Origin of the sequence: Cohnella hashimotonis (genome assembly GCF_030014955.1) — a bacterium.
In the GTDB taxonomy this organism is placed as follows: Bacteria; Bacillota; Bacilli; order Paenibacillales; family Paenibacillaceae; genus Cohnella; species Cohnella hashimotonis.
In genome coordinates this window covers 6,809,385-6,836,384 of sequence record NZ_JAGRPV010000001.1, presented here as the reverse complement: position 1 = coordinate 6,836,384, position 27,000 = coordinate 6,809,385, and the positions used below count along the sequence as shown (strand labels likewise).

The following is a 27,000-nucleotide window of genomic DNA, read 5'->3' as shown; positions in this document are numbered from 1 at the left end:
GCGATGATCCTGAACGGCGTAGACAACCTCGCGCGCTACGACGGTCTCCTCAAGGGTAAACGCCTCGGCCTGATCACCTCGCCGACCGGCCTGTCGCACGGCTTCAAGTCAACGATCGAGCTGCTGCACGAGCAATACGAGCTGGCGGCGCTGTTCTCGCCCGAGCACGGCGTGCGCGGCGATCAGGATGCCGGCGGGCTGGTGGAGACCTACACCGACGAGCGGACGGGCGTGCCGGTATACAGCTTGTATAGGCGCGACTCGAAGCGGCTCACGCAGGAGATGCTGGACGCGGTCGACATGGTCGTCTACGACATCCAGGACGTCGGCGTGCGTTATTATACGTTTATCTATACGATGCTCTATGCGTTGGAGGACTGCGCCAAGGCGGGCAAGCCGTTCGTCGTGCTGGACCGCCTCAATGCGCTGGGCGGCGTCACGGTCGAAGGCAATGTGCTGAAAGACGGCTACCGGTCGTTCGTCGGCGGCTATCCGCTGTGCGTGCGGTACGGACTGACAGCCGGCGAAGTCGCGACGATGGCGAACGCACAGCAGGGCTGGGGCGCCGATCTGCACGTCGTCCGCTGCGAGGGCTGGGAGCGCGACATGCTTTTCCCGGATGCGGGCCGTCTTTGGATTCACCCGTCGATCGGCATCCCGCGGTTCGAAACGGCCCTGCTGTATAGCGGCACCTGCCTGTTCGAAGGGACGAATCTGTCGGAGGGACGGGGAACGACGTTTCCGTTCGAAATGATCGGGGCGCCCTTCATCGACGCGGAACGGCTGGCGGACGAGATGAACGGACTGGCGCTGCCGGGCGTGTATTTCCGACCCGCCTACTTCAAGCCATCCTTTTCCAAGCATCAAGGAGAGTTTTGCCGGGGCGTTCAGCTTCATGTTACCGACGTACGCGCGGTGCGTCCGCTTGAGACCGGCGTGTCTTTGTTGTACGCGATCAAGCGGAATTACGAGGCGTTTTCGTTTTTGCCGCCGGTGCGCGAGGGCTCAAGACCGTTCATCGACCTGCTCGGCGGGGACGACATGTACCGGGCGGAGCGCGCGGAGGCGGACGTGCCCGGATTGCTCGCGCGATTCCGCGAGGAGAGCCGGTCGTTCGGGGAGATGAAGTCGGAGTTCCATCTGTATTGAAACGAAGCCGCGGACAACCGGTATGCTGCGCATGCGCAGCCGCTGGTGGCCGCGTTTCTTTTAGAAGGAGGAATCAATCGATGGCGGACATGGAACCCGCATACTGCAGGCCGCAGTCGCTGCGCGAAAAAATAGGCCAGCTGATCGTAACCGGATTTCCCGGGACGTCGGTCACGGAGGAGCTTGAGGCGCTCGTACGGGATTGGAAGGTCGGCAACATCATTTTGTTCGCCCATAATGCGGAAAATAAAACGCAGCTCGCACGATTGTGCGGGGATTTGCATCGTCTCGTCGAATCGGGGACCGGCTGCCCGGCGCTCATCTCGATCGACCAGGAGGGCGGGCGTGTGACGCGTTTGCCTCGCGACGCGGTGAACGTCCCGGGCGCGATGGCGATCGCGGCCGCCGGAGATCCGTCGGGCGCGCTGACGGCAGGCCGGATCACGGCGGCGGAGCTGCGGGCGCTTGGCATCAACTTCAATCTGGCGCCGGTGCTCGATATCAACAACAACAAGCGCAACCCGGTCATCAACGTCCGCTCTTACGGCGACACTGCGGAAACGGTGGCCGAATACGGCGTGCAGGCGCTGCGCGGGCTTCGGAACGGCGGCGTGCTGGCTGCGCTCAAGCATTTCCCGGGTCACGGAGACACCGAGGTCGATTCCCATTTGGGACTGCCGTCGTCGGGCAAATCGCTGGCGGACCTCGAGGCGCTGGAGCTTCTGCCGTTCCGGGTCGCGATTGCGGATGGCGCCGAGGCGGTCATGATCGCGCACATGATGTTCCCTAATATCGAGCCGCGGCGAGTACCGGCCACGATGTCGTCCGTTATCGTCGGGGACTTGCTGAAGGGCAAGCTAGGTTACGAAGGGCTGGTCGTTTCGGACTGCCTGGAGATGGACGCTGTGAAAAAATATTTCGGCACGGCCCAGGGGGCGCTCGGCGCCCTGAAGGCGGGCATCCACCTGCTGTTCGTCAGCCATACGCCGTCGCTGGTCCGCGAGACCGTCGAGGTGATCGAGCAAGCGGTGCAGTCCGGCGAGCTGCCGATGGAGACGCTGGACGCGGCGTTGGACAAAGTGCTGTATTATAAGGGGAAATACGCTTCCGGGGCAGAGGCGCCGCCGCTTACCGTCGTCGGCTGCGAGACGCACCGCAAGGAAGCCGCGGCGATCAGCGATGCGAGCATCTGCGTCGTGTCGGGAAGTCTCGACCCCTTGCGGCCGGAAGAGACGCGCACGTTGTTTGTCGGCAGCCTTCCGTACCGGACCGATCAGGCTTCGAGCCGGGTCGCGGGCGATCTGAGCTTCCCCGACGTTATGGCGGACCGGCTGGGAGGCGGGCGGATGCTCGTTGGCATCGATCCGGTCGAAGCGGAGATCGACAGCGTGTTGCGGGAAGCCGAACGCTATGACCGCGTCATGTACGGGCTGTTCAACGGGAGCGACAATCCGGGACAGCTCGAGGTTGTGCGCAGGCTCGTCGCCGCTGGCAAGCGGGTGACGGCGGTCGCGCTAGGCAAGCCTTACGATCTGGAAGCGCTGGAGGGCATCGATTGCGGGCTCGCCGCGTTTGAATACACGGCGCTGTCGCTGGATTCCGTGGCACGGGTGTTGTCTGGAAAAGTTCGTCCTGCGGGACGCATCGGGAACGTGTGGCATCGGTAAAGAACCGCGGCGTCGGCCTCGGATTCGGAAGGGCGAACATCGTGCCAAAGCCATAGAGCGCGAATGACGACGGGGAAACGGTCGAAGGTTCCGGATAGCGGGTTCCGGGTTCCGGTACCGGATTAAGCTTGGGCAGGATCGAACCGGTGCGAACGCAGGCGGATACGGCAGATTTCGGGAGCAAACGAATGGGATGAGGAAGGCGGGGAGGCGCGGATGATATATGCGGCGGGACTGGACGGAGGCGGCACGAAGACGGCCGTAACCGTGCTCGACGAGACCGGGCGCATGGTGCTCGCGTTCGAATCGGGCGGGATCAACTACAATGGGCGGGACGAGATGGATATCAGACGCAGCCTGACGGAGATCGCCGACGCGATCTCCGCGGCCTGCGGCGGTCCGGACGCTTGCCGGCAGATGGTCGTCGGCGCTGCCGGCGTCAGCAATCCGACCGTACCCGGCCGCTTGGGCGCCGCCTTGCGCGAAGCCGGCTATCAAGGCGGCTTGCATGTCGTCGGCGACCACGAGACCGCGCTGTACGGCGCGCTGGAGCGCGAGCACGGCATGATTCTGATTGCGGGCACGGGATCGATCTGCTTCGGCCGCAGCGAGTCCGGCCTCGTTCACCGTACGGGCGGTTTCGGCTATCTGATCGATGACGAAGGCAGCGGCTACAGCATCGGCCGCGATCTGCTCGCGGCTGTCGTGCGCGCCCATGACGGCCGCGCTCCGGCGACCGTATTGACGGAGATGATCTACGATCGGCTCCGCATCGGATCGGTGGAGGAGATCGTCCGATTCGTCTACGACAAGGGCACCGGCAAGCAGGACATCGCGGCGCTCGCGCCGCTGCTCTCGGACGGCTGCGCCGCCGGGGACGGGGCGGCGCTTCGCGTCGCGCAGCGCACGGCCGCAGAGCTGGTGCAGCTGGTGCTGCCCGTCGCGGAGCGGCTGTCGCTTGAGGGCGGCGAGCTGGCGATGGCGGGCAGCGTGCTGCTGCGGAGCGCGCAGGTGCGCGAAGCGTTTCAAGCGGAGCTGCGGGAGCGCTGCCCAGGCATCCGGGCCGTCGCGCCCCGCCGGGACGCCTCGGCCGGCGCCGCGCTCATGGCGCTGGCGCGGCTCGGGAAGTAAGCAGCCGTTCGGCGCGATGCGAGGCGGTCTCCTGGGTTTAGCTTCGTGCGACTGGCCGGCGCCGTTCCTTTTGTTCTTAAGCCCATGCGCTTGCGCATGGGCTTTCTCCGCGATTCGACTTGCGTGTTTCGCTCACCCTTTCCTTTCTCCTTCACATTCTACAAACATTTCGCTGTTAAGTTGATAAAGAGTGCCTTTTTGCAACGGCATGGATGGAGAGGAGAAGCGGTAAATTGAAGACGGGATTACACGATTACTGGGGAGACAAACGGATCATTCCCGCAGTCCGGAAGCCAGAGGATTTGCAGGCGGCCTGCCGCGGGGATTGGCCGGCCGTTTTTTTGCTGATCGGCGATTTGCTGACGGTCGACGATTATGTAGCGCAGGTGACGAGAGCGGGGAAAAAGGTATTCCTCCACGTTGACTTTATTAACGGTCTGGGCGGCGACCCGATCGTGATGCGCTATATTGCCGATCGGGTCAAGCCGACGGGCATTATTTCCACCAAAAGCCATTTTATCAAGCAGGCGAAAAAAAACGGCTTGCTGGCGATCCAGCGACTGTTCCTCATCGATACGTCTGCGCTTGAGCACAGCGTTCAGAACATTGTGCAGAACGAGCCGGATGCGGCGGAGATTATGCCGGGCCTGCTCCCGAGCGTGATTTCCCGACTGAAGGAACGGATTTCGCTGCCGATCATCGCGGGCGGCCTGATTCAGAATCACGACGAGATCGAGACCGCTCTGCGCGCCGGTGCGAGCGCCGTCTCGATGGGGAGCCGGCATCTCTGGACGTAACGCGGGCATCTTTTGCGGATTTACAATCTATGAGAGCCTCGTTGATGCGGGGTTAACAATTCGCTGCTAGAGTAATAGCAGGAAACACAATCGAATACCGAGGGTGCGAGACGAGGAGAAAACCCTTTTGTGCAGTGAACGGGAGCCCCCGCCGGGGCGGTGCTTTGCCGTTAGCTGGATGAAGGGTTTTTTTGTGCTGCTCGCATCAATCGCAATCCAATCTCTATGGCGAAAGGAAGAGTAGAAACGTATGCCGAAAATCAGGAACAGGCTAGTCCAAATCGCTGCTGCGGGCGCAATTGTCGCAGGCTTGCTGCAGCCGCTCGGCTCATCTTCGACTGCCTCTGCGGCCGAACCGGACAGAATTGCGATGGAGGTCAATAAGACGCTGACGGCGCCGGTCATCGACGGCAAGCTGGATGAATCGGTTTGGAGCTTGGATAAGAAAATGACGGTGCAGGCGGGCCAAGGGGCGTTCAAGGATTCCTCCTTCGGTCTGCTGTGGGACAATCAATATTTGTATGTCGGCGTGAAGGCCGACGACGATACGCCTGCTTTTAACGCCTCGGGTTACTGGTTCGAACAAGACAATATCAATATTTTTCTGGACCCTTCGATGCATCAGTCGGCTCCTTTTATCGAGAACGATATGCAGATCGGACTCGTGTACCAGGATGGGACGGAAACGCCGGAATTTCATTTTGGAGCGGCGCCCAACAATCAAGGCAGCAAGGATGAGAAAAAAATTCTCCGCTCCATCAGCAAGACGCAGACGGGCTGGAGTCTGGAAATGGCGGTGCCGTGGGATGTATTGAACTTTGACCCGGTGTTGAAGAAGCAACTGGGCTTCAATGTCGGCACGACGGACCGGTACGGAGCCGACTCCGCCGAGCAGCGGACGAGCTTCTGGAGCGCATATCACGAGGACTCCTTCTGGAACGATACGTCGGGTTACGGCGTCCTTACGCTTTCGGACAGTCATCCGGTGTCGGGCAATATCGATCCGGTGCTGCTGGACGAAAATTTTGACGGCTATCCCGATGGCGGCACGCCGTCCGGCTGGGTGTCGGATGTCAATGCGGGCAGCAAGTCGTTCTCGGTCGTCCGGGACACCTACGGCAACGGCAGCCTCGTGTTCGACGGGAACGAATCGGGGAAGCAAAGCCGGATTGTCGCTCCCGTCCAATGGGACAATTACACGATTGAGGCGGACGTCAAGTTCGACGCCTTCCTGAACAGCGGCCGCTGGGCCTCGGTCATGTTCCGTGCGCCTTCGACCGGCAAGGCGCCGTACCCGCAGATGGCGATCAAGAAAAACGGCACGATCGAGACGGCCTACCGAAAAGCGGACGGCAGTTGGTACTCGCCTACGCCGATCAGCGCGACGGGCGCGCAACTGGACACCGGCAAGACGTATACGATGAAGCTCAGAGTGTTCGACAACAATGTCAAACAATACTTGAAAGCGAAGAGCGACGCCGAATTTACGCTCTACGGAGATAAAAATCTGCCGTCCGACGTCCTTCCGCAAAAGGGAAGAGTCGGCTTCCAGGGAGATCAAAGCAACGTATCCTTCGATAATCTGAAGGTGACGAGAATCACGGCGGACCGGCTCGACATGGCGCTGCCGAATTCGCTGGAGGCCCTGACCGGACCGGCCAGCGTTACATACGCCGTCTACTACTCGGACGGTATAACCGACCCGGTGCCGGCGGATCGCGTCAAGCTGTATTCCTCCGACGAAAGCGTCCTTAAAATCGTCGACAACCGCATCTATCCGGTCAAGGAAGGTACGGCCAAGGTGAAGGCCGTCTACTACAATGCGGAAGCCGAGAAGGAGATTAGCGTCACGCCGTCCGCCGCCGGCGTCCAACTGACGTCGTTGAAGCATGATACCGGCTACCTGCTGGCCGTATCCGGCCAGCCGATCGATCTGGGCACGATTCCGTTCGAGGGCAGCTACAATGATTTCTCTACGGCGAAGCTGAAGGGCGATCAAGTGGACTGGTCGTCCTCGTCCGGAGAGGTCGTCATCGACAACGGCAAGCTCAAGTCGTTTGTGAAAAAAGGGGTCTATACGGTTACCGCGCAAAAGGGAGCGGGTCGCGTCGATCTGACCGTGGCGGTCAAAAATGCGGGAGACAGCGACTATGTTCTGTACGAGCAGAACTTCGACGCCTTGACGGACGGCGTCATGCCGCCGGACTGGACGCGGATCGAGGGCTCGACGGCTGCCGCGGCGACCGTCAAATCGGGGGCGTTCGAGCTGGACGCGCGCTCGGGGGGAGACAATCCTTCGAGAGTGCTGCTCCCGGAGTATCTTGGCAAGTTCGGCGACTACAAGATTGAAGCCGACGTCACGCTGTTGGCGGCGAACGATTCGGGAAGATGGCAGTCGATTATGTATCGCGTTCAAAACAACAATTATCCTTACTACCAAATGGCTGTACGGCAGAGTGCTTCCGCCAACGGCGTCGAGTTCGCCGAACGAACGCCTGCCAATGGATGGAATGTCCTCGAGAAGGCCTCGCACAGCGAATCGCTGCAAACGGGCAAAGCGTATCATTACAAAGTGTTGACGCTTGGCAATCGTGTGCAGCAGTGGATCGACGACCAACTGATCGTCGACACGGAGTCGGCAACGGCGTATAAGCAAGGCCGAATCGGACTGCAGGCGAACGGCAGCCAAATCAAGGTCGACAACATCCGGATCGCCCTGCAGGACGGCAAGCTGCCGCCTTCGGCAGCCGAGAAGTTCGTGCAGGTGAAGGCGCCGGATACGAAAATCGCGATTGCGCCTGCGGTCGCGGCGGAAATCCAGTCGCTCGGCGATCTCCAAAAGTGGGGCGGAGAGAATGCGCCGGCATCGGTCCTGCTGCGCGTGGACGGCGATTTGCAAGTCAGCGCCCGCGAGGGTAACGTGAAAATCGGCGGTCTGGATGCGGCGATGGACGCGATCGGGACGTCGATGATTCCGGTTTTTTATGTCAAGGACAAGCAAACCGTGGACCGGCTGGTCGACTTCCTGAAGACGAAGGGGATTGAAGACGCCCTTGTCGCGTCCGACGACGGCGCGCTGATCAAGCAAGCGCGGGCCGCGTATCCGATCTTGGGAGGCATACTCGACTTCAGCGGCCGCGCCGTTACGAAGGACAGTCTGCTTGCCGTGCGGAGGGAGACGGCCGCCAGCGATGCGCGGATCGCCATCCTGCCGCAGGACGCCGGAGCATCCAAAGAAACGGTCGAATACCTCCAAATGCGGTCGATCGTCGTCTGGGCGACGGACCGTTCTCCGCAGGCGGAGCGGGCCTTGAACATGCACCGGGTGATCACGGCGGGCGTGGACGGCATCGTGACCGATTCGCCCGAAGCGGCGAACGATGCCATGAAGCTGTACGACGGCAATACGACCCTTATTCGCAAGCCGTTTATTCTGGCGCATCGGGGGCTGCCGTCGCAGGCGCCCGAGGATACGATCGAGAGCAACATTCTCGGCCTCGAGGCGGGCGGCGACTTTATCGAAAACGATATGTGGCTGTCACGGGACGGGCATATCGTCATCGTGCACGACGACACGCTGGATCGTACGACGAACGGAACGGGCAAAGTCGAGGACTTCACGCTGGAGCAGTTGAAGGCGCTCAATGCGAACAAGCCGAATCCGACGGCATACCCCAATTTGAAAATACCGACGTGGAAGGAGCAGCTTGAGCTTGCCATGTCGGTCGGGAAAATGGTCGAGTCCGAGATCAAGTCCTCCAAGCCGGAAATGATCGATGCGGTCATCCGGGAGATGACGGAGAAGCAGGCGGAGAATGCGGTAAACATGATGTCCTTCAATGCGGAGCAATTGGCGAGGCTGCGGCAGCAAATGCCGGAGATGCCGACGGGTCTGCTGGTCAACGGCATCAGCGCGGATGAATCGAATGTGAACAAATCGCTGCGCGACGCGCTCCTCATGGTTCAAAAGACGAATTCGACCTTTAATGTCGGCTTCTACAGAATCGGTCAAAAATTTCTGGATGCGGCGCATTACCGCGGCCTCATCGTATCGCCCTGGACGGTCAACGACCGGAACGACTTTATCGCCATGTTCCTGCGGGGACCTTGGGGGATCACGACCGACTACGCCGATTATGCTTCGGACTGGATGGCTTCCGTCCAGTCCGCAAAGGACAAGTATCAAATGGCTCAAAACGGCAGCCTCAGCCTGTCCGCTTCCGTGGTCTCCTACAAGGGAGCGAAAATGGATGTCGTGCCTGAAATCGTCCTGCTGGACGGGCAAGATGTGGTTGAGGTGAAAGGAACGACGGTTACGGCGAAAAAGGCAGGGCAGGCTCATGCGCTGCTGAGAGCGACCCAGGTCATCGATTCGGGTCGCCAGTACGACATGTATTCGCAGCCGATCACCATTGAAGTCGCAAGCGACAACGGCGGCAACAACAATGGCGGCGACAACGGTGGCAACAATGGCACGCCGTCGACGGTTCCCGGCCAATCGTCCGGCGGTACTGGGGCTGCAGGCTCCATTCAGGCCAATGACGGCAAAGCGGATGCGGATGAATTGAAAAAATCGTTCGCGGCAAACAGCCAGGTGCAAATCGTCTTCAGCGGAGACACGGTGGTCCTGCCGGCGGCCGGGCTGATCGACGCGGTCCGTGCGGGAGACAAGACGCTGACGGTGGCAGGCAATCGCATGGCCTACACGCTCCCGCTGTCCGCCCTGAAGCTTGACGAATGGGCGCAGCAGCTCGGCGGCCAAGTGAATGAATTGAATCTCCGCATTACAGTCGGCAAGCTGGCTGCCGGCGACGCAGCGGCTGTGAGCAGCGCGGTTACGGCTGCCGGCGGCAAGCTGGCTGCGGAAGCGGTGAAGCTGGGAACGGAAGTGTCCGGCAAAGACGGAAAAGCTATGGCTGTCGGACTGGAAAACAGCAAGGTGTCCCGCGTATGGACGCTTGACGGCATCCTCGATCCGGGCAAGGCGACGGTCGTCCGGTACGATCCGCAAACGGGCCGGCTGCAATTCGTTCCTGCCACATTCGCGACGCTGGGCGGAAAGGCGATCGTGACGATAAAGAGCGGCGAAGATGGCGTATACGCGGTCGTCGCAAGCAACAGAAACTTCGCCGATCTGGCCGCCGGTCATTGGGCGAAGGCCGACATCGAGCTGCTGGCGAACAAGCTGGTCGTGAACGGGGTCAGCGAAAACCGGTTCGATGCCGACAGAAGCGTTACCCGAGCGGAATTTGCGGCCTTGGTCGCACGCGCCCTGGGGCTGGCTTCTGCGGGCACAAACGGCGTCTTCAGCGACGTGCAGGGTGCGGACTGGTATGCCGACGCAGTCGCTGCAGCGGCCCAGGCGGGCATACTGAGCGGCTACGAGGACGGTACGTTCCGTCCGAATCGAGAGATCACGCGCGAAGAGATGGCGGCGATGCTGATCCGCGCCATGAAGTATGCAGGTATCGATCTCAATCTGTCGGCAGCGCAGCGCGACGAAGCGCTGGCGCCATTCAAGGATGCCGATGCGACAGGCTGGGCGAAGTCCGAGCTGGCCGCAGCGGTTCAAGCGGGACTGATCAACGGCAAGACAGCCGATATGCTGGAGCCGAACGGCGTGGCAACCCGGGCCCAATCCGCCGTTATGCTGAAGCGGCTGCTGACCCGCGCGAGCTTTATCAACTGATTTACACAGTCGACGGATTTACACAGTATTCATATCAAGTTGACACAAACATAACAAAATTGAGCTATATTTAAAGAGAAGAAAGAAATAGAATAAACAAGGGTGCGAGACGAGGAGAAAACCCTTTTTATTCGGCGGACGGAGCGCGCGGCCTTATGGCCCTGCATCCGTCTGCCGGATAAAAGGGTTTTTTTGCATTTTGCACCAGGGGGAGGCTGCGCAAAGATTGCCGGAATGGATTCAATTGGATGGCTATTTTTTTGATCTGGATGGGACGATCATGCTCGAAGAGCAGGTGCTCCCGGGCGTGCCGGAAGCGTTGGGCGCGCTGCGTGGGGCGGACAAGCGAATATTGTTTCTCACAAACACGACGACGCGAACGAGAGCCGATTGCTGTCTGCGTCTGCGGAGGCTAGGACTGCAGGTGGAGCTGGACGAGATCGTGACGGCCGCTTACCTCTCTGCCGTCTACCTGAGCGAAGCGCAGGGGAAGCCGACGGTTTACGTAGTAGGCGAAGCAGCGATGATGGACGAACTGGAGGAGCAAGGGATCGCGCATACCGCCGACCCGCTTTCCGCTTCGCATGTGCTGGTAGGCATGGATATGCACTTCGACTACGGCAAGCTGCACCGGGCGACGAAAGCCGTACGCAACGGGGCTTCCCTGATCGCGGCCAATCCCGACCCGAACTGTCCGGTGATCGGCGATCTGATACCGGATACGTGGTCCATGGTCAAGGCGATCGAGACCGCGAGCGGCGTCCCCGCAGCGGCAGTGATCGGCAAGCCCTCGAAGTATTATGGCGCCAAGGTGCTGGAGAAAAGCGGGCTGCCGGCAGAACGCTGCCTGATGGTCGGAGACCGGCTGGAGACGGACATGCTGTTCGGCTCCAATATGGGACTGCGTACCGCTCTTGTGCTCACCGGCGTCGCTTCCGAGCAGGATATGCGGCAATCCCCGATCAAGCCGGATTACGTATGGACCTCGTTGCGCGAATTTACGACTATTTTCCAGACGGGCGGCGTCTGATTTTTACGCAGGCTTCACACGGCTGCGATCGGCTTTGACACTTGTCTGCTACAGTAAAAGCAGACGTGGCGCCGAACCGTTTTATATCCTATGTAATTCATTTAAAGGAGAGATTGTATGCGTTCCATGTCGAAGAAATTGGTCTATTTGACGCTCTGCTGCCTTACATTGGCTTCCTGCGGCCAGGCGGCCTCAGATTCCTCCTCCGCCCCCGCATCTTCCTCGCCGGCGGCTTCCGCTTCCGGTTCCGCTTCCGCCGCTGCAACCGGCGACGCCAACGCCGATGAGAAGATTGATCTGACCTTCTACTATCCGATATCGGTAGGCGGCCCGCTGACGGCGACGATCGAGCAGATGACACAGGAATTTACCAAGCAAAACCCCAACATCACGGTCAAGCCGGTGTATACGGGCAGCTATGCGGATACGGCTGTGAAGACGCAGGCAGGCGTGCAAAGCAAGACGCCTCCGGATGTCGCCGTACTCCAATCGACGGAGCTGTTCAGCCTGCTGGATATGAACGCCATTGTTCCGCTCGACGACTTCATCGCGCAAGAGGGCGGAGCTTCGTATCTATCCGACTTCTATCCGGCCTTCCTGGCTAACTCCCAGACGGACGGCAAGACGTACAGCATTCCGTTCCAACGCAGCACGATCGTGCTCTATTACAACAAGGACAAGTTCAAGGAAGCGGGTCTCGATCCGGCGAAGCCGCCGAAGACCTGGCAAGAGATGAAGGATTACGCCAAAAAGCTCACCCATGACGGTACATGGGGATTGGAAATACCGGTAACCGGCTTCGGCTACTGGATGCTTCAGACGTTTGCGCTGCAAAACGGGAATAACCTGATGACCCAGGACGGGAAAAAGGTCATGCTCGACACGCCCGAGAATGTGGAGGGCTTGCAGTATTGGACGGATCTGTCCAAGACGGACAAGGTGATGCCGGAAGGAGCGACCGACTGGGGAACGGTTCCGTCCGACTTCCTGGAAGGCAAGACCGCGATGATGTATCATACGACGGGCAATCTGACCAACGTGAAGAAAAACGCCAAGTTCGACTTCGGCGTCAGCTTCCTGCCTGCCAACAAGACGTACGGCAGCCCGACGGGCGGCGGCAACTTCTATATCTTCAAGGACATCGATCCGAAGAAGCAAGAAGCGGCCTGGAAATTCGTGAAGTTCATGACCGAGAGCGAACGCGCGGCTCAATGGAGCATCGACACCGGTTATGTTGCAGTCAAAAAGTCCGCTTACGAAACCGAGCGGATGAAGCAGTATACGGCTGAATTCCCTGCTGCGCTAGTCGCCCGCGATCAGCTCGAATACGCTTCGGCCGAACTGTCCACGCACAATAACGGCAAGGTCATGAAGACGGTGAACGATCAGGTGCAGGCTGCGCTGACCGGCACGTTGAAGCCCGCAGATGCGCTTAAGAAGGCGCAGGAGGAAGCGGATCGGGCGCTTGCAGCATTTAACAAATAAGCATGGCTGACGGAAGAACGCCTTGGCCGGCCGCACGTTTCCTGGATTCCCCCGGCCAAGGCGCGCTTTCGTTTTACTGGCTGGCATACCGGCTTGAAGGAGGCTGTCCATTGGGTGTCAATACGCGAATGCGCTGGAAAACAAACGTTTTCGCCTGGCTGCTGCTGCTGCCGTCGCTCGTGTTTTTGTTTTTGTTCACGTTCTATCCGATTGCGAAGACGATTCGCCTGAGTCTGTACCAAGCGGATCTGGCGACGTCTAAACCGCTTTTTGTCGGGGTAGACAACTATGTCCGACTGTTGGACGATTCGATCTTCCTGAAGGTGCTGACCAACAATTTGTGGTTTGCGCTGGGTACGGTGCCTGCTTCGATTGCGCTGGCGATGGTGATGGCCGTATTCGTCAACAAAGCGACGCGGGGAATCGGACTGGTCCGCGCCGCCTTCTTCTATCCGACAGTGATCCCTATGATTGCGGCAGCCAACATATGGCTGTTCATATACACGCCGGAATACGGGCTGCTGAGCCGCGCCGTCACCGCGCTTGGGGCGAGCGACATGAACTGGCTCGGATCGCCGCATACGGTCATGTGGGCGTTGATCGTGATGATGGTCTGGAAGGAAGCCGGTTATTTCATGATCTTTTATTTGGCCGGTCTGCAAAATGTTTCGCCCGACCTTTACGAGTCCGCGTATGTGGACGGCGTGAGCCGCTGGACGATTTTCCGCAAAATAACGTTTCCGCTGCTCATGCCGACGACGCTTTTTGTTGCGATTGTCGCCCTGACGAATTCGTTTAAGCTGGTGGATCACTTGATGGTCATGACCAAGGGCGGGCCGGACAACGCCAGCAGCTTGCTGCTCTACTACATTTACGAGACGGCCTTCAGCTTCTGGGATCAGGGCGTCGCTTCCGCCTTGACCGTAGTGATGATCGGGCTGCTGCTGCTGCTCTCTGCGCTTCAATTTTTCGGCCTGGATAAAAAGGTTCACTATCAATAGCTCTCTTGGTGCCGGGGAGCAGAAAGGCGATGCCGATGCCGCATTTGAAAAGGTTCGCGAGCCGAGGGCTCCTCTTTCTATTCGCTGCCTTGTGGAGCGTGCCGCTGCTGTGGCTGACCGCGACCGCTTTCCGTCCGAAGGCGCTTGCGCTTTCCGCTTCGTTTTCGCTGGATTTGACGCTGCAGCACTTCGCAGCCGTTTGGGCGGCCGCGCCGTTCGGACAGTATTATATCAACACGATCCTGATTGTCGTTTGCGTGTTCGCGTTTCAGATGGTATCCGTGACGATGGCGGCGTTCGCTTTTGCAAGGCTGCGTTTTTATGGGAAAAGCCTCGTGTTTCTGCTGTTTCTCGCGCAGATCATGGTGCCGGCCGACGTGCTGATTTTTCCGAATTACACCGTGCTCAAGGAATTGTCGCTGCTCGATACGAAGCTTGGCGTCATGCTGCCGTACTTCGCCTCGGCGTTCGGCATCTTCCTGCTGCGGCAGACGTTTTTGACGATTCCGTCGGAGCTTGACGAGGCGGCGACGATGGAGGGCTACTCTAGGTGGAAAATTTTATGGAAAATTTACTTCCCGCTGGCTCGTCCGGCATACCTTGCATTCGGATTGGTGTCCGTCAGCTACCAGTGGAACAATTATCTGTGGCCGTTGATCGTGACCAATTCCATCGAGAATCGTCCGCTGACGGTCGGCCTGGCGATCTTCGCCTTGTCGTTCGAGACCGGCGCGCAGTGGAGCGAGGTCAGCGCCGCTACGCTGCTGGTCGTCACCCCGCTGCTGGCCGTTTTTCTGTTGTTCCAGCGACAGTTCATGAACAGCTTTATTCAATCCGGGATTAAATGAGCGGCCTATTCGCGTCGCATATGCCGAAGGAGGGCACTGTATTGACCGCGCAATTCAAGTACGCCGTGTCGACGTATGCATTGATGGAACTGCCGCTGCAGGAAGCGGTGGACGCGCTGCTGGAAGGACCGTGGAATGCCATCGAGGTGATGTGCGAGGGCCCGCACGGCGAGCTGCTGGATTGGCCGGCGGAACGGCTGGCCCGGCTTCGGGACGCGGGCAAGGCGCGGGGAATCTCCTGGAGCCTGCATGCGCCGATAACCGGATTGAATCCGGCGGCGCACGAAGCGGGAGAGGCGCGAGCTGCGGCTGCGGCGCTCGAGCGTACGCTGGACGTCGCGGAACGGCTGGATGCCCGATATATCGTGTTGCATCCGGGGGTTGCGGAAGGCGAAGCGATCGGTAGGGCGGAAGCCGGACATCGGGAAGCGCTCGCCGTCCGGGTGGCGGACATGCTGAAGCGGGCGCTGGAAGCGAGCGGGGACTCCCGGGTCGCCATCGGATTGGAAAATGTGCCGCCGTACCCGGGCTTGCTCGGGACCGACGTCGAATTCCTCCTTCGGGTGGCGGAGCTGACGTCCTCTCCGCGTGTCGGCGTCGTTTTCGACACGGGACATGCCCATATGATGGGGGAGGGGCGCTGCCTGGCGGCTTTGCGGCAGGCGCTGCCCCGTCTGATCGGCCTGCACCTAAGCGACAACGGGGGAGATAGCGACGAGCATCTCCGGCTGGGCGCGGGCACCATACCGCTGTCGGAGGCCATCGGGCTGCTGCGCGCAGCCGGCTATGCAGGCGCCTGGACACTTGAGATGCGCAGCTTGCCGGATGCGGTGATGTCGGCAGCCTGGCTGGCTGAGCGGCTGCGGGCAAGCGACTCACTGGCCGACGTCCGCTAGCGCGGCCGGACCGCTCGGTCCGACCCGATCGGCGTCCGGGAATGCGCGGCAAGGCGGACGCTTCGCCGAGGAACGGATCCATACGCTGATCGATTGGCGAAGAACCCGGAAGAGCTGAGCGCCTTCGGCTGGAAAACGTCAAAAGCCCGCTGCGGCAGTTCCCTTTCGGAACGCTGCCGGCGGGCTTGTTGCTTTATGGCATAAATCGTTAGCCGGGCTAATGTTTCACGCGATCCATACGCCTACAAGCAGCGCGGTCGTGCTGCCGAGCAGCATGCCGGCGACGGTGTCGCTTGGGTAGTGGAGGCCGAAGTAGACGCGGGACAGCGCGACGCCGGCGCCGATCGGGAGCAGCAGCGGGATGAGGGCGGGGCTGGCGATCATCCAGGGCGTCAGCAGGGCGAAGGCCGCGGTCGTATGGCCCGAAGGAAAAGAGGGATCCTGCAGCGGGCGAGGACCGGTCCGGGCTTGGGGCAATACTTGATAAGGGCGGGACCTGGGGGACAGGCGTTTGGCCAGCGCGACGGGAATGTGGCTGATGACGACCGCGGCGAGTGCCTGCCAGCCGGCCGTGCGCCAGATGCCGTCGGCCAGCAGGCCGACGGCGAGGGAGACGCAGAGCGAGAATGTCGCTCCGCCGATCAGCGACAACAGCCGGAACAGCGTTGTCAGCGCTGCCCGGTTCCACCGGATGTTAATATAAAGGAACCAATTGCTCTCGAAGCGGCTCAACATGCGATAGAACTGTGCCAAGGCCATCTCTCCTTCGGCGCGCGGGCGCGGCTTTATGTTCCTTCAGTCTAATCGCGAATTGTCATTGCAAGATGAAGTTCCGTCGGCCCTACTGTAAAGGAACAAGCCTGCCGCGAATTGACACTCCGCTGATTCCGCGCTAACGCGGGCGCAGTACGATGGGCGTAAAACGCATCGTCGGAGGAGGAGGAGTCGCATGAACGAGATCCGCCTGGCCTTGTTTACGGACACGTACGCCCCGGAGATCAACGGCGTAGCCAAGACGCTGCAGCGCTGGACGGCTTATCTGGAAAAAAGGGGGATCGCCGTCAAGGTGTTCGCGCCTGCCGGACCGCGTCGCGCGCCGGGCTACCAGGAGACGGCGGAGCGCCTCGCCAGCCTGCCGTTTTTTCTGTATCCGGCGTGCAGGCTGGCCATGCCGGTGTCTCCGGCGGCCGAGCGTAGCCTGCTCGCCTTCAAGCCTACGGTCGTGCATGTGGCGACGCCCTTCGGCACCGGCCTTACCGGGCGGCGCCTCGCGCTGAAGCACGGCATCCCGCTGCTCGCGTCGCATCATACGCACTTCGCGCGCTATCTTCCTTATTACAACCTCAACTGGGCAGGCGCGCTGCTGCGTAAGTACTTGCATTGGTTCCACCGCCCCTGCCGGCGTATTTTCGTGCCTTCGCCGTCCGTGCTCGAGGAATGCCGGCGCGACGGCTGGCTGGGCCTTCGCGTATGGAGTCGCGGCATCGACGCCTCGCTCTTCGGCAGAGAGGGAGACCGCGCGGGATGGCTGAGCGAGCACGGCCTGCCCGCTTCGAGCTTCCCGGTTCTATGCGCGGGCAGGCTCGCGCCGGAGAAAAACCTGGGTACGGCGATACGCGCTTTCCACGGCTTCCAAGCAAGGACGAACGCCGACGCCCGGCTGGTCGTCGCCGGGGACGGGCCTCAAGAGGCTGAGCTGCGCCGGCTCTCCGAGCAGCTCGGCATCGACGCCCTGTTCCTTGGCGCGGTGTCGCAAGGCGAGCTCCAGCGCTGGATGCAGGCATCCGGCGCGCTGCTGTTCCCGTCGCCGACGGAGACGTTCGGCAATGTCGCGCTGGAGGCGATGGCCTGCGGCTTGCCCGTGATCGCGGCGAACGCGGGGGCGCTGCCCGATCTCGTGAAGGACGGCGAGACCGGCTTGCTCTGCCCGCCGGACGACGCGGACGCCTTCGCCGCGGCGCTCGCCCGGTTGTATGAGGAGCCTGCGCTGCGCGAGGCGATCTCGGATCGGGCATACGCTTATGCGGGCACGCGCGATTGGGACGGCGTATTCGGCGAGCTGCTCGCGCAGTTGGCTGGCGTCTGCGTAGAAGCGTCCGCGGTCTAAAATAATTTCGCAAAAAAACGATTGACCTTCACGTTGCGTCAACGTTTACAGTTAAGTCGTCGGGAGGCGATCGCATGGAATATACGGTACAGAAGCTGGGCAGGCTGGCGGGCGTAAGCGCCCGGACGCTGCGGTTCTACGACGAGGTCGGAATTCTGAAGCCGGCCAGAATCAGCTCGTCGGGCTACCGGATCTACGGGGCCGCGGAGGTTGACAGGCTGCAGCAGATTTTGTTCTATCGGGAGCTCGGCGTCGGCCTGGACCGGATCAAGGAGATCATGGGCGATCCGGGCTACGACGGCGTGCGGGCGCTGCGGCTTCATCGCGAGGAGCTTCTCGAACGAAGGGAACGGCTGGATGCGCTGATCGCGAATGTCGAGCGCACCATCGACGCCCGTGAAGGAGGAACGGACATGAGCGACGAAGAGAAGTTCGAAGGCTTCAAGGATAAGCTGATCGCGGACAACGAGGCCAAGTACGGCGCGGAGATCCGCGCCAAATACGGCGACGAGACGATCGACCGGTCCAACGCGAAGCTGCGGGGAATGAGCGAGGCGGATTACGCCGAGATGAACAAGCTGGCGGACGAGATTCACGCCTCGCTGGCCCAAGCGTTCAAGACCGGCGACGCGGAAGGGGAAGCCGCTCGGCGAACGGCGGAGCTGCACAAGCAGTGGCTCTCCTACTCCTGGGGCAGCTATTCCAAGGAGGCGCACGCGGGACTCGCGCAGATGTACGTCGACGACGAGCGGTTCAAGGCTTATTATGAAAAGGAACCGGGCATGACGGCGTTTTTGCGGGACGCGATCGTGGCGTATACACGGCAGTAAAGTATGCAAGAAAAGAAGGCGGAATCGCGCAAGGTAGCTGCGCGATCCCGCCTTTTGTGCGCTTGGCAGCGCAACCGACTAACGGGTGAAAGTCCCGCGTACGCCGCGAGGTGGCGGAAGTACATAGCAGAGGCGTAGTGCCGGGGCCCGCAAGGGACGGTGCGGAGGATGCCAAGGCAAAACCCGGAACAGGCGGCATACACCAAGTTGGCTGACGGAGCCGGATAACCCTGCAAAAGAAGGGTAGTCCTATACCATCCATAGGCTCCGTAAGTTAAGAGGACTGGATTCGGGGGAAAGCCGGTTGACGTGACCCAAGGAGAGCCCATCGTCTCCGCGCAGAAAGTTTTTTTTTGTAGCGGTATCAGAGTTCAAGATCGTGAGGATCAAGAAGGAAGGTACGGACGGTGGGCAGTCAGAAGAAGGGATAGTAGCGAGAAAGCCTGCCGGAAAGGCCGCAAAGGTAGGTGAATCGGCGTCAGGTCGCCGATGCGTGCCCCGACTCAAAAGGCGGGGACACGTGTGAAGCCCGGAACCGTGAAAGAAGCGTGAATGAGGGAAACCATGCGCCAGGCAGGAGCCGGGGAGCTAAGATGTGCGTAGATCCGGGGAATGAACAAAAGGAGAAGCCGTCTGGGGCGAGTACCGACCGGGACACGGAGATTGCCGCAAGGCTACGAGCCGAGGAACGGGAAGGGAAGGAGAACGAGCATGGAGGGACCAAGGCAAGACAAACACGCACACGTAGGAGCTGAAGTGCCAAGCAAACGCAAATGGTACAGCCTCATCGACAAGATTTGGGCGAAGCCAAACCTGGAGGAAGCGTTCCGGGAGGTCAAGCGAAACCGCGGAGCGGCAGGGATCGATCGCGTGACCGTAAAGGCATACGAATCGAAGCTGGAGCCTAATCTAGAGGGGCTTCAGCTGGCGCTGCGAAACAAGACTTACCGGTCTAAGCCGGTAAAACGCGTGTATATCCCGAAAGCTGACGGGACGCAAAGACCGCTGGGCATTCCTACCGTGGAAGACCGAGTCGTGCAAGCGGCGGCAAGGCGTATCATAGAACCCCTATTCGAAGCGCAGTTCAAGGACTGCAGCTATGGATTCCGGCCGGGAAGAAGCGCGCATATGGCGCTGGCCAACATCCGCAAGGATCTGGAAGCAGGCTACCGGTACGTGATCGACGCCGACCTGAAGTCATACTTTGACACCATCCCGCATGAGAAGCTCATTGAAAAGGTGAGAGAGACCATCGTGGACGGCAGTGTACTGCGGTTGCTGGAGAGCTTCCTGAAGGCCGGGATCATGGAAGGCGGCAGCTTCCACCTGAACGAGACGGGGACGCCGCAGGGCGGGGTGATTAGTCCGCTTTTAGCGAACATCTATCTGCATCCGCTGGACGAAGCGATGACGGCGCGCGGACACCGAATGACGCGATATGCAGACGACTTCGTCATCTGTTGCAAAACGGCAAAAGGCGCTGAGCGTGTACTGAATTCGGTCGTGGGACTGCTGGAACGCGAGATGGGACTTATCATACACCCGGAGAAAACGAAAATCGTAAACAGCTACAAGGAAACATTCGTATTCCTGGGTCATGCGTTCAAGCCGGGAAAACGGATGGTGCCGTCGGAAAAAGCGATGAAGCGATTCAAAGAACGGGTGAAGGAGATCACGCGAAGAAACCAGACGGTGAAGGTCGAGCAGATCGTGAAGAAGCGACTAAACCCATACTTGCGGGGATGGGGGAACTACTTTGGGACGGGAGATGTGTTGAGCCGATTCCGAGGACTGGATGCCTGGATTCGAAGACGAATACGGGCCGTGCAACTAAGGAGTTGGAAGAAAATTCGCAAACTCCACCGGGAAATGAGGAGACGGGGATGGGACAATAAAGATATGCCCGGACTCCGAATGACGGCCTGGCGGAGCTCGCATTCCACCTATGCCCAATACGCAATGCCAAACGAATGGTTTGCCGAAATCGGACTATGCAGTTTGCTTGAGCGAAGCCAAGAACTGCGTCCCCAACGGGGATAAGCACGGAGGAGCCGGATGCGTCGACCCGCATGTCCGGATCTGTGAGAGGCCCATGCAATTGCGCATGGGCCTACTCGATGCCGCCCTTACCGTATGTTCCATGCCCCGCAATCCGGCGCTCTACAAGCCGGTATACTGGATCGTGGGGTTCCAGAGCGTGCCGTCCGACGTCAGATTGCTCCGCTTATTGACGATGAAGTAGATATAATCGCCCGCGGAGACGGACACGGAGACGTCGTGAGAGATGCCGGCGAAGTCGTTGTAGGCCAGCGTTGCGGAACTTCCGACGCTGGGCCAGATTTGCGAACCGTTTTTCATGATTTTCAGGTTGACGCCGTCGCCGGCTCCGCTGCCCGGCTCCTTCTTCGCGGTGCCGGAGATGCGGATTTTCCCCGCTTTCGGCGCGAGCCAGGCGCGAACGGAGTCGTTCGCGTCCGGATGCTGAAGGACGCTGCCGACAAGGACATAGGTTTGCGCACCCTTCCAGCGTCCGTTTGCCGCGTCCCAGGTCATATCGCTGTAGGCGGAGCCGTCCCACTGCTTGTAATACCATTGATTCGCGCCTTGAGTCTGGCTGAAACCGCTCGAGGCTTCGTAAAGATCGTATTGAATCGTCGGGTCCCACCAGGTGGCGTCCGTCGATATCGTACCGCCTTTATTGACGACAAAGCGTATTTTGTCGTTCAGGGCGACGCTGACCGTCAGGTTGTGCGCGAAGCCGTTCGTGTCCGAAGCGCCGATCGACTGCCAGCCGCTCGCCGGCCAGATTTGCGTATTGTTTTTCATAATCTTAACCTGCACGCCGTCCCCGCCAAGCGCGTTGTCCGCCTTGCGCGCGACGCCGGACACATTGACCGTTCCCGCCTTCGGCGCCGTCCACGTCCGCACGGAATCGTTCGCGTCGGGATGCTGCCAGCTGCCGCCGACGATCGCGTAGGTCTGCGCGCCCTTCCAGCGTCCGTTCGCGGCATCCCACGTCATATTGCTGTAAGCGGAGCCGTCCCATTGCTCATAGGACCAGCCGTTCGCGCCTTGCGTCTGGCCGTAGCCGCCGGAAGCGGAGTATCGGTCGGCCTGATCGGCCGAGATCGTAATCGAGCGCCGATACAGGTCGTCGTGCTCGTAGTTGCCCCAGGTTTTGCGCGGATACAGAATGGAGAACGCGCCGTCGACCTCGCGGCCGTCGTTGGTCCCGCCTTCGTAGTCCACGAAGGTCGAATACGGCTGCATGACCGAGCCCGGCGCCGCGACGTCCAGCGCGGCCTCCATGCTCCAGACGACGCCGTCGGAGGAGGAGTAGAGGTTAAGCCGGCTCGATTGATGCGTCTGCACGGTCATCAGATACTTGCCGAGCGCGGTGCTGAATGCAGCGTCCGAGTGCACGTCTTCATATAGGTAGGTGTTGTCGAGTACGGCGCTGCCGACGCTCGTCACGGCGTTTCCGGTCCAGCTTCCGTTGACGTATTTCGTCCAGGTCGTCGTCTGCAGATTGCGAGCCGCATTCACGACGTCCTGTACGTTCGCCTTGGCTACGGCCACATGTCGCGGATAGCCCATGCCGTCCCCTTCTCCGTAAATGCCGTCGTTGAAGTACACGTAAAACTCGCCGTTGCGGACGATATAGGGGACGCCGCCGATGTTGACGCCCGTATTTTTCGGCCGCACGATCTCGCCGCAGTATTCCCAGGTCGCGCCGCCGTCGGTCGAGTAGACGATGCCGAGACTGAAGTTCGTAGGCAAGCCCGTCGGCTGCGGCGTCGACCATGCCTCGTTGTGCGTGAAGCCAAGCAGCTCGCCGGGTGCGATCTCGTACATGTTCATAATCCAGATCTTATAGGCGCTGTAGCCGGCGCCGAAGCCGTTTTTATCGATTAAATTGCTGCCGCCCGCCGACACGTAAGTTTGGAACGGAGCGTCCAGCGGGCCTTTCAGATGCTGGAGGAACTCGGCATGGTAAAAATGCATCGCGCTCGCGCTCTCCCGCAGCGTGGCGAACGATGCGTCCATCGTGATCGGCATCTGCGCGTCCGCGTAAAGCAGGTTCGGGCTGCCGACGTTGATCGTGTAAGGCAGATCGGGTCCCGACACGCTCACGTTGTCGAACGCCCAACTGCTCGTGCTCGCCGCAAGCCCGGCATACCCGCTGGCGAAGGTCGAATCGGTATAGTCGATACGCGGCGTCGTCTCGTTGTTGACGTACACCTTGATGTTGTGGGCGCTGTTGACGACCTTCAGGTGGCGGTAAGTGCCGAAGGATAGGCCGGTGGCGGCCGACACGAGCACCTTGTTCACCTTGTACAGTTCGATGGTGCCGTTCGCCCGCACGTACAGCAGCATTCCGCTATCGAACGGACCGTCGTCCTGGCCCATTTTTTTGAACTGCAGGCCGGCCCAGCTCAGACTGCTGCCGCCGTTGTCGAGCAGCTTCAGATCCAGCTCGTAGGTGGCGTCGCCCCAACGCTTGCCGGCAATCGTGGTCCAGTAGGTGCCGTTCGCCGTCGCGCTCTGCACGTACTCGTCTCCTGCGGCGGACCAGGACCCCGACGCGGCTCTCCAGCCGCCTGCGCCGCCGGAGAACGTATCCTTGAGCCCGTTGCCGGCGGCATCCGCCGCTTGCGGTCCTGCCGACAGCGCCAGCCCCGCCGTCAATAGCCATGCCATCAAGCCGTACCATAGCTTTTTTCGCACGTCATTGCCTCCTCGAAAATGTTGTAAGCGTTACCACGAAAAGCTTACACCCGAGGGAGGGAGAACGAAATGGACGAATCTCAGCATGCGGCTTGTAAAATTCGCAGGCTTGCCCGGCGCGTCACCCTCTGCGTCACGCTTAGCGGCACACTTAGCGGGCCCGGGCATACCAAGGCCGAGACGCAGCTAGTCGAAGCGCTGACCCCGCTTGTACTCCGTAGGCGTCAAGCCGACCCATTGCTTGAACAGCTTGCTGAAATAATACGGATCGGGGTAACCGACCTGCTCCGCGATGTCCTTGAACAGCAGCCGCGGAAACTCGCGGATGAGCCGCTTCGCTTCTTGGATGCGCAGCTCGATCAGGTAATCGCCCGGCGACTTGCCCCGTTTGCTTTTGAATACGAAGCTTAGGTAAGAGGGATTCAGGCCGAAGCGCTCCGCGAGGTCCGCGAGCGACAGATTGGAGGTGAAGTTCGCCTTTAAGTAAGCCTCGACCTCCTCGGGCCATCCGGCACTCTCCTCGTCGGAGCCTTCCTCCTCGCACAGCCGTCCGAATATCCGCGTCAGATGCGCAAGGGCGATCTCCGGCTGTGCCGCCCCCCATATGGCCTGGGCGATCTCATTCTCCATCCGCTCCGGTACGCCGTCGGTCCCCGAGGCGCCCGCATGAGGCGCGAGCTCGCGCGCGAGGCGCTGCAGCGTCCTGATCCACGTCGACCGCGGCAGGCTGCCGAGCCCGATGTCGCCGATCGCTCCCGTCAGCGCCTGCATAAACTCCGGTTTCCTGCGCTTGCGCAGGAAGGCGGCCATGTGCGACACGGCAGCGGCCGGCAGCTCCGCCCGCAGCGGCTCGCCCACCGCCTCGCCCGGGGAGAGGACAGCGAACGCCGCGCCGGCCATGCGGCTGAGCTGCGGCGCCGCCCGCCGGGCCAGCCGGAGCGCGCCGGGCACGCCGGCGATGCCGCCGCTGCGGAGCGGGAGCGCCAGCACGGCGGCCGCGTCCGGGCCGCCCGGACCGCCGGCCGCCGCCCAGGCGCCGAGCCGCGTCCCGCCAAGCTCGTGTACGCCGAGCAGCAGGATGCACTCGTGCGACGGAGCGGCGAGCGCGTAGCATCGCTCGCCGTCCTGCAGCCATGCCTCCGCGGCGTTCCGCAGCTGCGCTGCCGGGAAGTCCCGCTCCAGTTCGGGAGGCAGCCAGGCGTACAGCAGCATATAGCTGGCGTGGTAAAAGTACTCCCGCGCATACCGTTCCAGCTCCGCGCCCGCATGGGCGACGGACGAATGGGGCAGCAGCAGACGCTGCAAAATAAACGACTCGACCAGCGTCTGGTTTTGCAGCAGCCGCCTGCGGAGCGAGACCAGCAGTTCGCCGATCGTAGCCTCGGTAGGCGGCTTCAGCAAGTAGTCGACGACGCCCATGCGGACCGCCATGCGCGCGTACTCGAACTGCTGGTAGCCGGTGAGGATGACGCAGAGCATGTCCGGGTACCGCTCGCGCACGCGTTCGAGCAGCGCTTCTCCGCCCATGACAGGCATGTGCAGGTCGGTGATCAGCACGTGCGGCTGCACGATATCCATCTCAAGCAGCGCCGCCGCGCCGTTGTAGTACTCGCCGACGACCTTGAAGTCGGGATCGATGGCGGAGATCTTCTGCTTAATGCTGCGCAAAATGGGCGGCTCGTCTTCGACGATCACGACGCGGAACATCAGTCGCATTCCTCCTTGCGGACGTTGATGACAATCTCGGTGCCTTCGGGTAGTCGGCCGACGTTGAAGCGGACCCGGTCGCCCCAGAACAGCCGGCAGCGCGCCAGCGTATTCTCGATGCCGACATGACCGAGACCGCGCGAGGTGATCTGCGAGAGTTCGCCGTCCCCGTCCGCGCGCAGCGTCTCGATCCGCCGGCGCACGGCCGCCAGCGTCTCGTCGCCGATGCCGGCGCCGTTGTCCGCGATCGACAGCTCCCAGCAGCCGGGGTCGTCCTGCCTCGCGCGGACGGCGACGGATATATGCCACGGGGGCTCGACCTGCCTGAAGGCGTGGGCGAAGCAATTTTCCAGAAAGGGCTGCACGATCAGCTTGGGTATCGGCTCTTCGGCCAGAAGCGGGTCGAGCGCGATATCGAACTGCAGCTGGAATTCGTAGCGAAGCTTCATGAGCTCCAGGTAGGCGCGGGCGTTGGCCAGCTCCTCGCGCACGGCGACGGGGGCCGCCGGCGCGACGCTGCTGTAGCGCAGCATCTGCGTGAGCGCATAGCACATCTCCGCGACCTCGCGATCGTCCGCTTCTTCTGCATGCCGGCCGATCGAAGTGAGCGTGTTGTAGAGAAAATGCGGGTTCGTCTGCGCATAAAGCGCCTGGATCTGCGCCGTGCTCTCGCGGCTGCGAAGGTCGATGAGCTCGTTCATGGATCGGTGCAGCCGCTGCGTCATCTTGACGAAGGTCTCGTACAGGTCGCTCACCTCGCGGGAGTACGCGAACGCGCGAGGCGCCGGCGTCGCGGGATGGGAGTCCAGCTCTACGCTGCGCACGTACCGCTGCAGACGGAAGATCGGCGACGTGATCGTGCGCGCGATCGCGTAGGAGAGCGCCAGCGCGAGCAGCTCCGCCGCGCCGATGATGACGATGCTGAGCTGATGGAGCCGCTGGATGGGCTTCAGCAGGGCTTCCTTTGGCTGCAGCAGGGCGACATTGAGGCCGGTATACGAGGATCGGGTCAGATTGGCGACGTTCGTCTCTCCGGTATCGAGCCGCCGGATCTCGCTGCCGTCCGCCCCGGCTGCGAACGCCCGGCCGTCGAACGGGATGCGCGCGGCGCCATAGGGATAGAAGATGCGCCCGTCGTCATCGTAAATAAACAGGCTGGCTTCGGCGGCGTCCCGCCCCTCGGTCAGCGTCTGCTCGAGCAGCGCATAGGGCTGCTGAACCTCGATCAGCGTATGCGCGTTCAGGCGCCGGGCGACCGAGAAGACAACCTCCGCCGTCGTCTGCCATTCGGTCGGCCGGGGCGGCACGAGCAGCTTCTCGCCGCCGAGCGCCAGCGTATCTTCGATCCACGACGCCTGGTGGAAGCGCTCCCGTAAACTTGGATACGTGTCCCAGTTCAAACCGTAATCGATATAGTCGCCGTTCAGGTTGAAGACGAGTATGCGCTTGGCCGTCATCTGCGGTCCGTTGAAGTACTCGAGCAGATTTGTCAGCTTCTGCACTTTGACGAAGGCGGCGTAAGAGCTGTCGAAGTCCGGCTCGGGGGGCGAAAAATAGGCGGCAATATCGTTGTTGTACAAAATCTGCGCGGAAATCCGGTCAAGGTCCTTGTACATCCGGTCGATGGACGTGACGAACCTGTACAGCATCTGCTGGGTCGCCTCCCGGTTACGCAGGTAGATGACGTCCGCCGTCTGCCGATAGTATAAGTAGCTGAGCAATCCGATGATGATGTTGACGCACAGCGTAAACGCCAGAAACAGCTTGACCCGTATGCTCAGCCGGCTTAGCATGACTCCCACCTCTTGCTAGCAGTATAGCACCGACGATCGCGCGGCGGAGCCGATCTAGGAATTTTACAGGCCGCTACCTGCACATTTTCCATTTCCATGACGAGGCGGCTTCATTATCGTTAGGAATACGGCATACTCGCTG

17 protein-coding genes are annotated in these 27,000 nt (G+C 60.9%); 13 read left to right on the top strand and 4 right to left on the bottom strand.

Going from position 1 to position 27,000, the window contains the following annotated elements; genetic code table 11:
• Nucleotides 1-3: 3 nt before the first annotated feature.
• The 10 genes from KB449_RS27150 (at nucleotide 4) to KB449_RS27105 (ending at nucleotide 15,693) form a co-directional block, all read left to right on the top strand.
• Nucleotides 4-1,149, top strand: coding sequence for an exo-beta-N-acetylmuramidase NamZ family protein (locus KB449_RS27150; protein WP_282911358.1), 1,146 nt, complete (start codon nucleotides 4-6; stop codon nucleotides 1,147-1,149).
• 80 nt (nucleotides 1,150-1,229) lie between these two features.
• Nucleotides 1,230-2,816 carry a glycoside hydrolase family 3 protein gene (locus tag KB449_RS27145; RefSeq protein ID WP_282911357.1) on the top strand — a complete coding sequence of 529 codons (1,587 nt, stop codon included), beginning with the start codon at nucleotides 1,230-1,232 and terminating at the stop codon, nucleotides 2,814-2,816.
• A gap of 216 nt (nucleotides 2,817-3,032) precedes the next feature.
• Nucleotides 3,033-3,947 carry an N-acetylglucosamine kinase gene (locus KB449_RS27140; RefSeq protein ID WP_282911356.1) on the top strand — a complete coding sequence of 305 codons (915 nt, stop codon included), beginning with the start codon at nucleotides 3,033-3,035 and terminating at the stop codon, nucleotides 3,945-3,947.
• Nucleotides 3,948-4,180: 233 nt separating this feature from the next.
• On the top strand, nucleotides 4,181-4,744 hold the full coding sequence (locus KB449_RS27135) for a glycerol-3-phosphate responsive antiterminator (RefSeq protein ID WP_282911355.1): 564 nt from the start codon (nucleotides 4,181-4,183) through the stop codon (nucleotides 4,742-4,744).
• Between the two features lie 250 nt (nucleotides 4,745-4,994).
• Nucleotides 4,995-10,433, top strand: a complete 5,439-nt coding sequence (locus KB449_RS27130; protein WP_282911354.1) for a glycerophosphodiester phosphodiesterase family protein — start codon at nucleotides 4,995-4,997, stop codon at nucleotides 10,431-10,433.
• 226 nt (nucleotides 10,434-10,659) lie between these two features.
• Nucleotides 10,660-11,463: an HAD-IIA family hydrolase gene (locus tag KB449_RS27125; RefSeq protein WP_282911353.1), complete on the top strand. Its 804-nt coding sequence runs from the start codon at nucleotides 10,660-10,662 to the stop codon at nucleotides 11,461-11,463.
• A gap of 117 nt (nucleotides 11,464-11,580) precedes the next feature.
• A complete protein-coding gene (locus KB449_RS27120) occupies nucleotides 11,581-12,948 on the top strand; it encodes an ABC transporter substrate-binding protein (RefSeq protein ID WP_282911352.1) in 1,368 nt (455 codons plus the stop codon).
• Between the two features lie 128 nt (nucleotides 12,949-13,076).
• Complete coding sequence (locus tag KB449_RS27115; protein ID WP_282912919.1) at nucleotides 13,077-13,949, top strand: carbohydrate ABC transporter permease; 873 nt, start codon at nucleotides 13,077-13,079, stop codon at nucleotides 13,947-13,949.
• Between the two features lie 29 nt (nucleotides 13,950-13,978).
• On the top strand, nucleotides 13,979-14,797 hold the full coding sequence (locus KB449_RS27110) for a carbohydrate ABC transporter permease (RefSeq protein WP_282911351.1): 819 nt from the start codon (nucleotides 13,979-13,981) through the stop codon (nucleotides 14,795-14,797).
• A gap of 41 nt (nucleotides 14,798-14,838) precedes the next feature.
• A complete protein-coding gene (locus KB449_RS27105; RefSeq protein WP_282911350.1) occupies nucleotides 14,839-15,693 on the top strand; it encodes a sugar phosphate isomerase/epimerase family protein in 855 nt (284 codons plus the stop codon).
• 225 nt (nucleotides 15,694-15,918) lie between these two features.
• Here KB449_RS27105 and KB449_RS27100 read toward each other — a convergent pair whose 3' ends face one another.
• Complete coding sequence (locus tag KB449_RS27100) at nucleotides 15,919-16,452, bottom strand: phosphatase PAP2 family protein (RefSeq protein WP_434082526.1); 534 nt, start codon at nucleotides 16,450-16,452, stop codon at nucleotides 15,919-15,921.
• Nucleotides 16,453-16,642: 190 nt separating this feature from the next.
• On the opposite strand from KB449_RS27100, the gene KB449_RS27095 reads away from it, so the two are divergent.
• The 3 genes from KB449_RS27095 (at nucleotide 16,643) to ltrA (ending at nucleotide 20,670) form a co-directional block, all read left to right on the top strand.
• Nucleotides 16,643-17,800, top strand: coding sequence for a glycosyltransferase family 4 protein (locus tag KB449_RS27095; RefSeq protein ID WP_282911348.1), 1,158 nt, complete (start codon nucleotides 16,643-16,645; stop codon nucleotides 17,798-17,800).
• Between the two features lie 74 nt (nucleotides 17,801-17,874).
• Complete coding sequence (locus KB449_RS27090; protein WP_282911347.1) at nucleotides 17,875-18,630, top strand: MerR family transcriptional regulator; 756 nt, start codon at nucleotides 17,875-17,877, stop codon at nucleotides 18,628-18,630.
• Nucleotides 18,631-19,386: 756 nt separating this feature from the next.
• Nucleotides 19,387-20,670 carry a group II intron reverse transcriptase/maturase gene (gene ltrA / locus KB449_RS27085; RefSeq protein ID WP_282907093.1) on the top strand — a complete coding sequence of 428 codons (1,284 nt, stop codon included), beginning with the start codon at nucleotides 19,387-19,389 and terminating at the stop codon, nucleotides 20,668-20,670.
• Between the two features lie 120 nt (nucleotides 20,671-20,790).
• Here ltrA and KB449_RS27080 read toward each other — a convergent pair whose 3' ends face one another.
• The 3 genes from KB449_RS27080 to KB449_RS27070 all read right to left on the bottom strand — a co-directional run bounded on the left by KB449_RS27080 (nucleotide 20,791) and on the right by KB449_RS27070 (nucleotide 26,858).
• A complete protein-coding gene (locus KB449_RS27080) occupies nucleotides 20,791-23,358 on the bottom strand; it encodes a glycoside hydrolase family 183 protein (protein WP_282911346.1) in 2,568 nt (855 codons plus the stop codon).
• A 186-nt stretch (nucleotides 23,359-23,544) separates the two neighbouring features.
• Nucleotides 23,545-25,065: an AraC family transcriptional regulator gene (locus KB449_RS27075; protein WP_282911345.1), complete on the bottom strand. Its 1,521-nt coding sequence runs from the start codon at nucleotides 25,063-25,065 to the stop codon at nucleotides 23,545-23,547.
• The gene (locus tag KB449_RS27070) at nucleotides 25,065-26,858 is read right to left on the bottom strand and encodes a cache domain-containing sensor histidine kinase (protein WP_282911344.1); all 1,794 of its coding nucleotides are present in this window, start codon (nucleotides 26,856-26,858) and stop codon (nucleotides 25,065-25,067) included. The genes KB449_RS27075 and KB449_RS27070 overlap by 1 nt, the downstream gene beginning before the upstream one ends.
• Nucleotides 26,859-27,000 lie beyond the last annotated feature (142 nt).

Coding starts and splice junctions, on each gene's coding strand:
- KB449_RS27130 (WP_282911354.1), top strand. CDS start 4,995: ATGCCGAAAATCAGGAACAGGCTAGTCCAAATCGCTGCTGCGGGCGCA.
- KB449_RS27100 (WP_434082526.1), bottom strand. CDS start 16,452: ATGGCCTTGGCACAGTTCTATCGCATGTTGAGCCGCTTCGAGAGCAAT.
- KB449_RS27075 (WP_282911345.1), bottom strand. CDS start 25,065: ATGTTCCGCGTCGTGATCGTCGAAGACGAGCCGCCCATTTTGCGCAGC.
- KB449_RS27140 (WP_282911356.1), top strand. CDS start 3,033: ATGATATATGCGGCGGGACTGGACGGAGGCGGCACGAAGACGGCCGTA.
- KB449_RS27070 (WP_282911344.1), bottom strand. CDS start 26,858: ATGCTAAGCCGGCTGAGCATACGGGTCAAGCTGTTTCTGGCGTTTACG.
- KB449_RS27145 (WP_282911357.1), top strand. CDS start 1,230: ATGGCGGACATGGAACCCGCATACTGCAGGCCGCAGTCGCTGCGCGAA.
- KB449_RS27120 (WP_282911352.1), top strand. CDS start 11,581: ATGCGTTCCATGTCGAAGAAATTGGTCTATTTGACGCTCTGCTGCCTT.
- KB449_RS27150 (WP_282911358.1), top strand. CDS start 4: ATGATCCTGAACGGCGTAGACAACCTCGCGCGCTACGACGGTCTCCTC.
- KB449_RS27090 (WP_282911347.1), top strand. CDS start 17,875: ATGGAATATACGGTACAGAAGCTGGGCAGGCTGGCGGGCGTAAGCGCC.
- KB449_RS27095 (WP_282911348.1), top strand. CDS start 16,643: ATGAACGAGATCCGCCTGGCCTTGTTTACGGACACGTACGCCCCGGAG.
- KB449_RS27115 (WP_282912919.1), top strand. CDS start 13,077: ATGCGCTGGAAAACAAACGTTTTCGCCTGGCTGCTGCTGCTGCCGTCG.
- KB449_RS27110 (WP_282911351.1), top strand. CDS start 13,979: ATGCCGATGCCGCATTTGAAAAGGTTCGCGAGCCGAGGGCTCCTCTTT.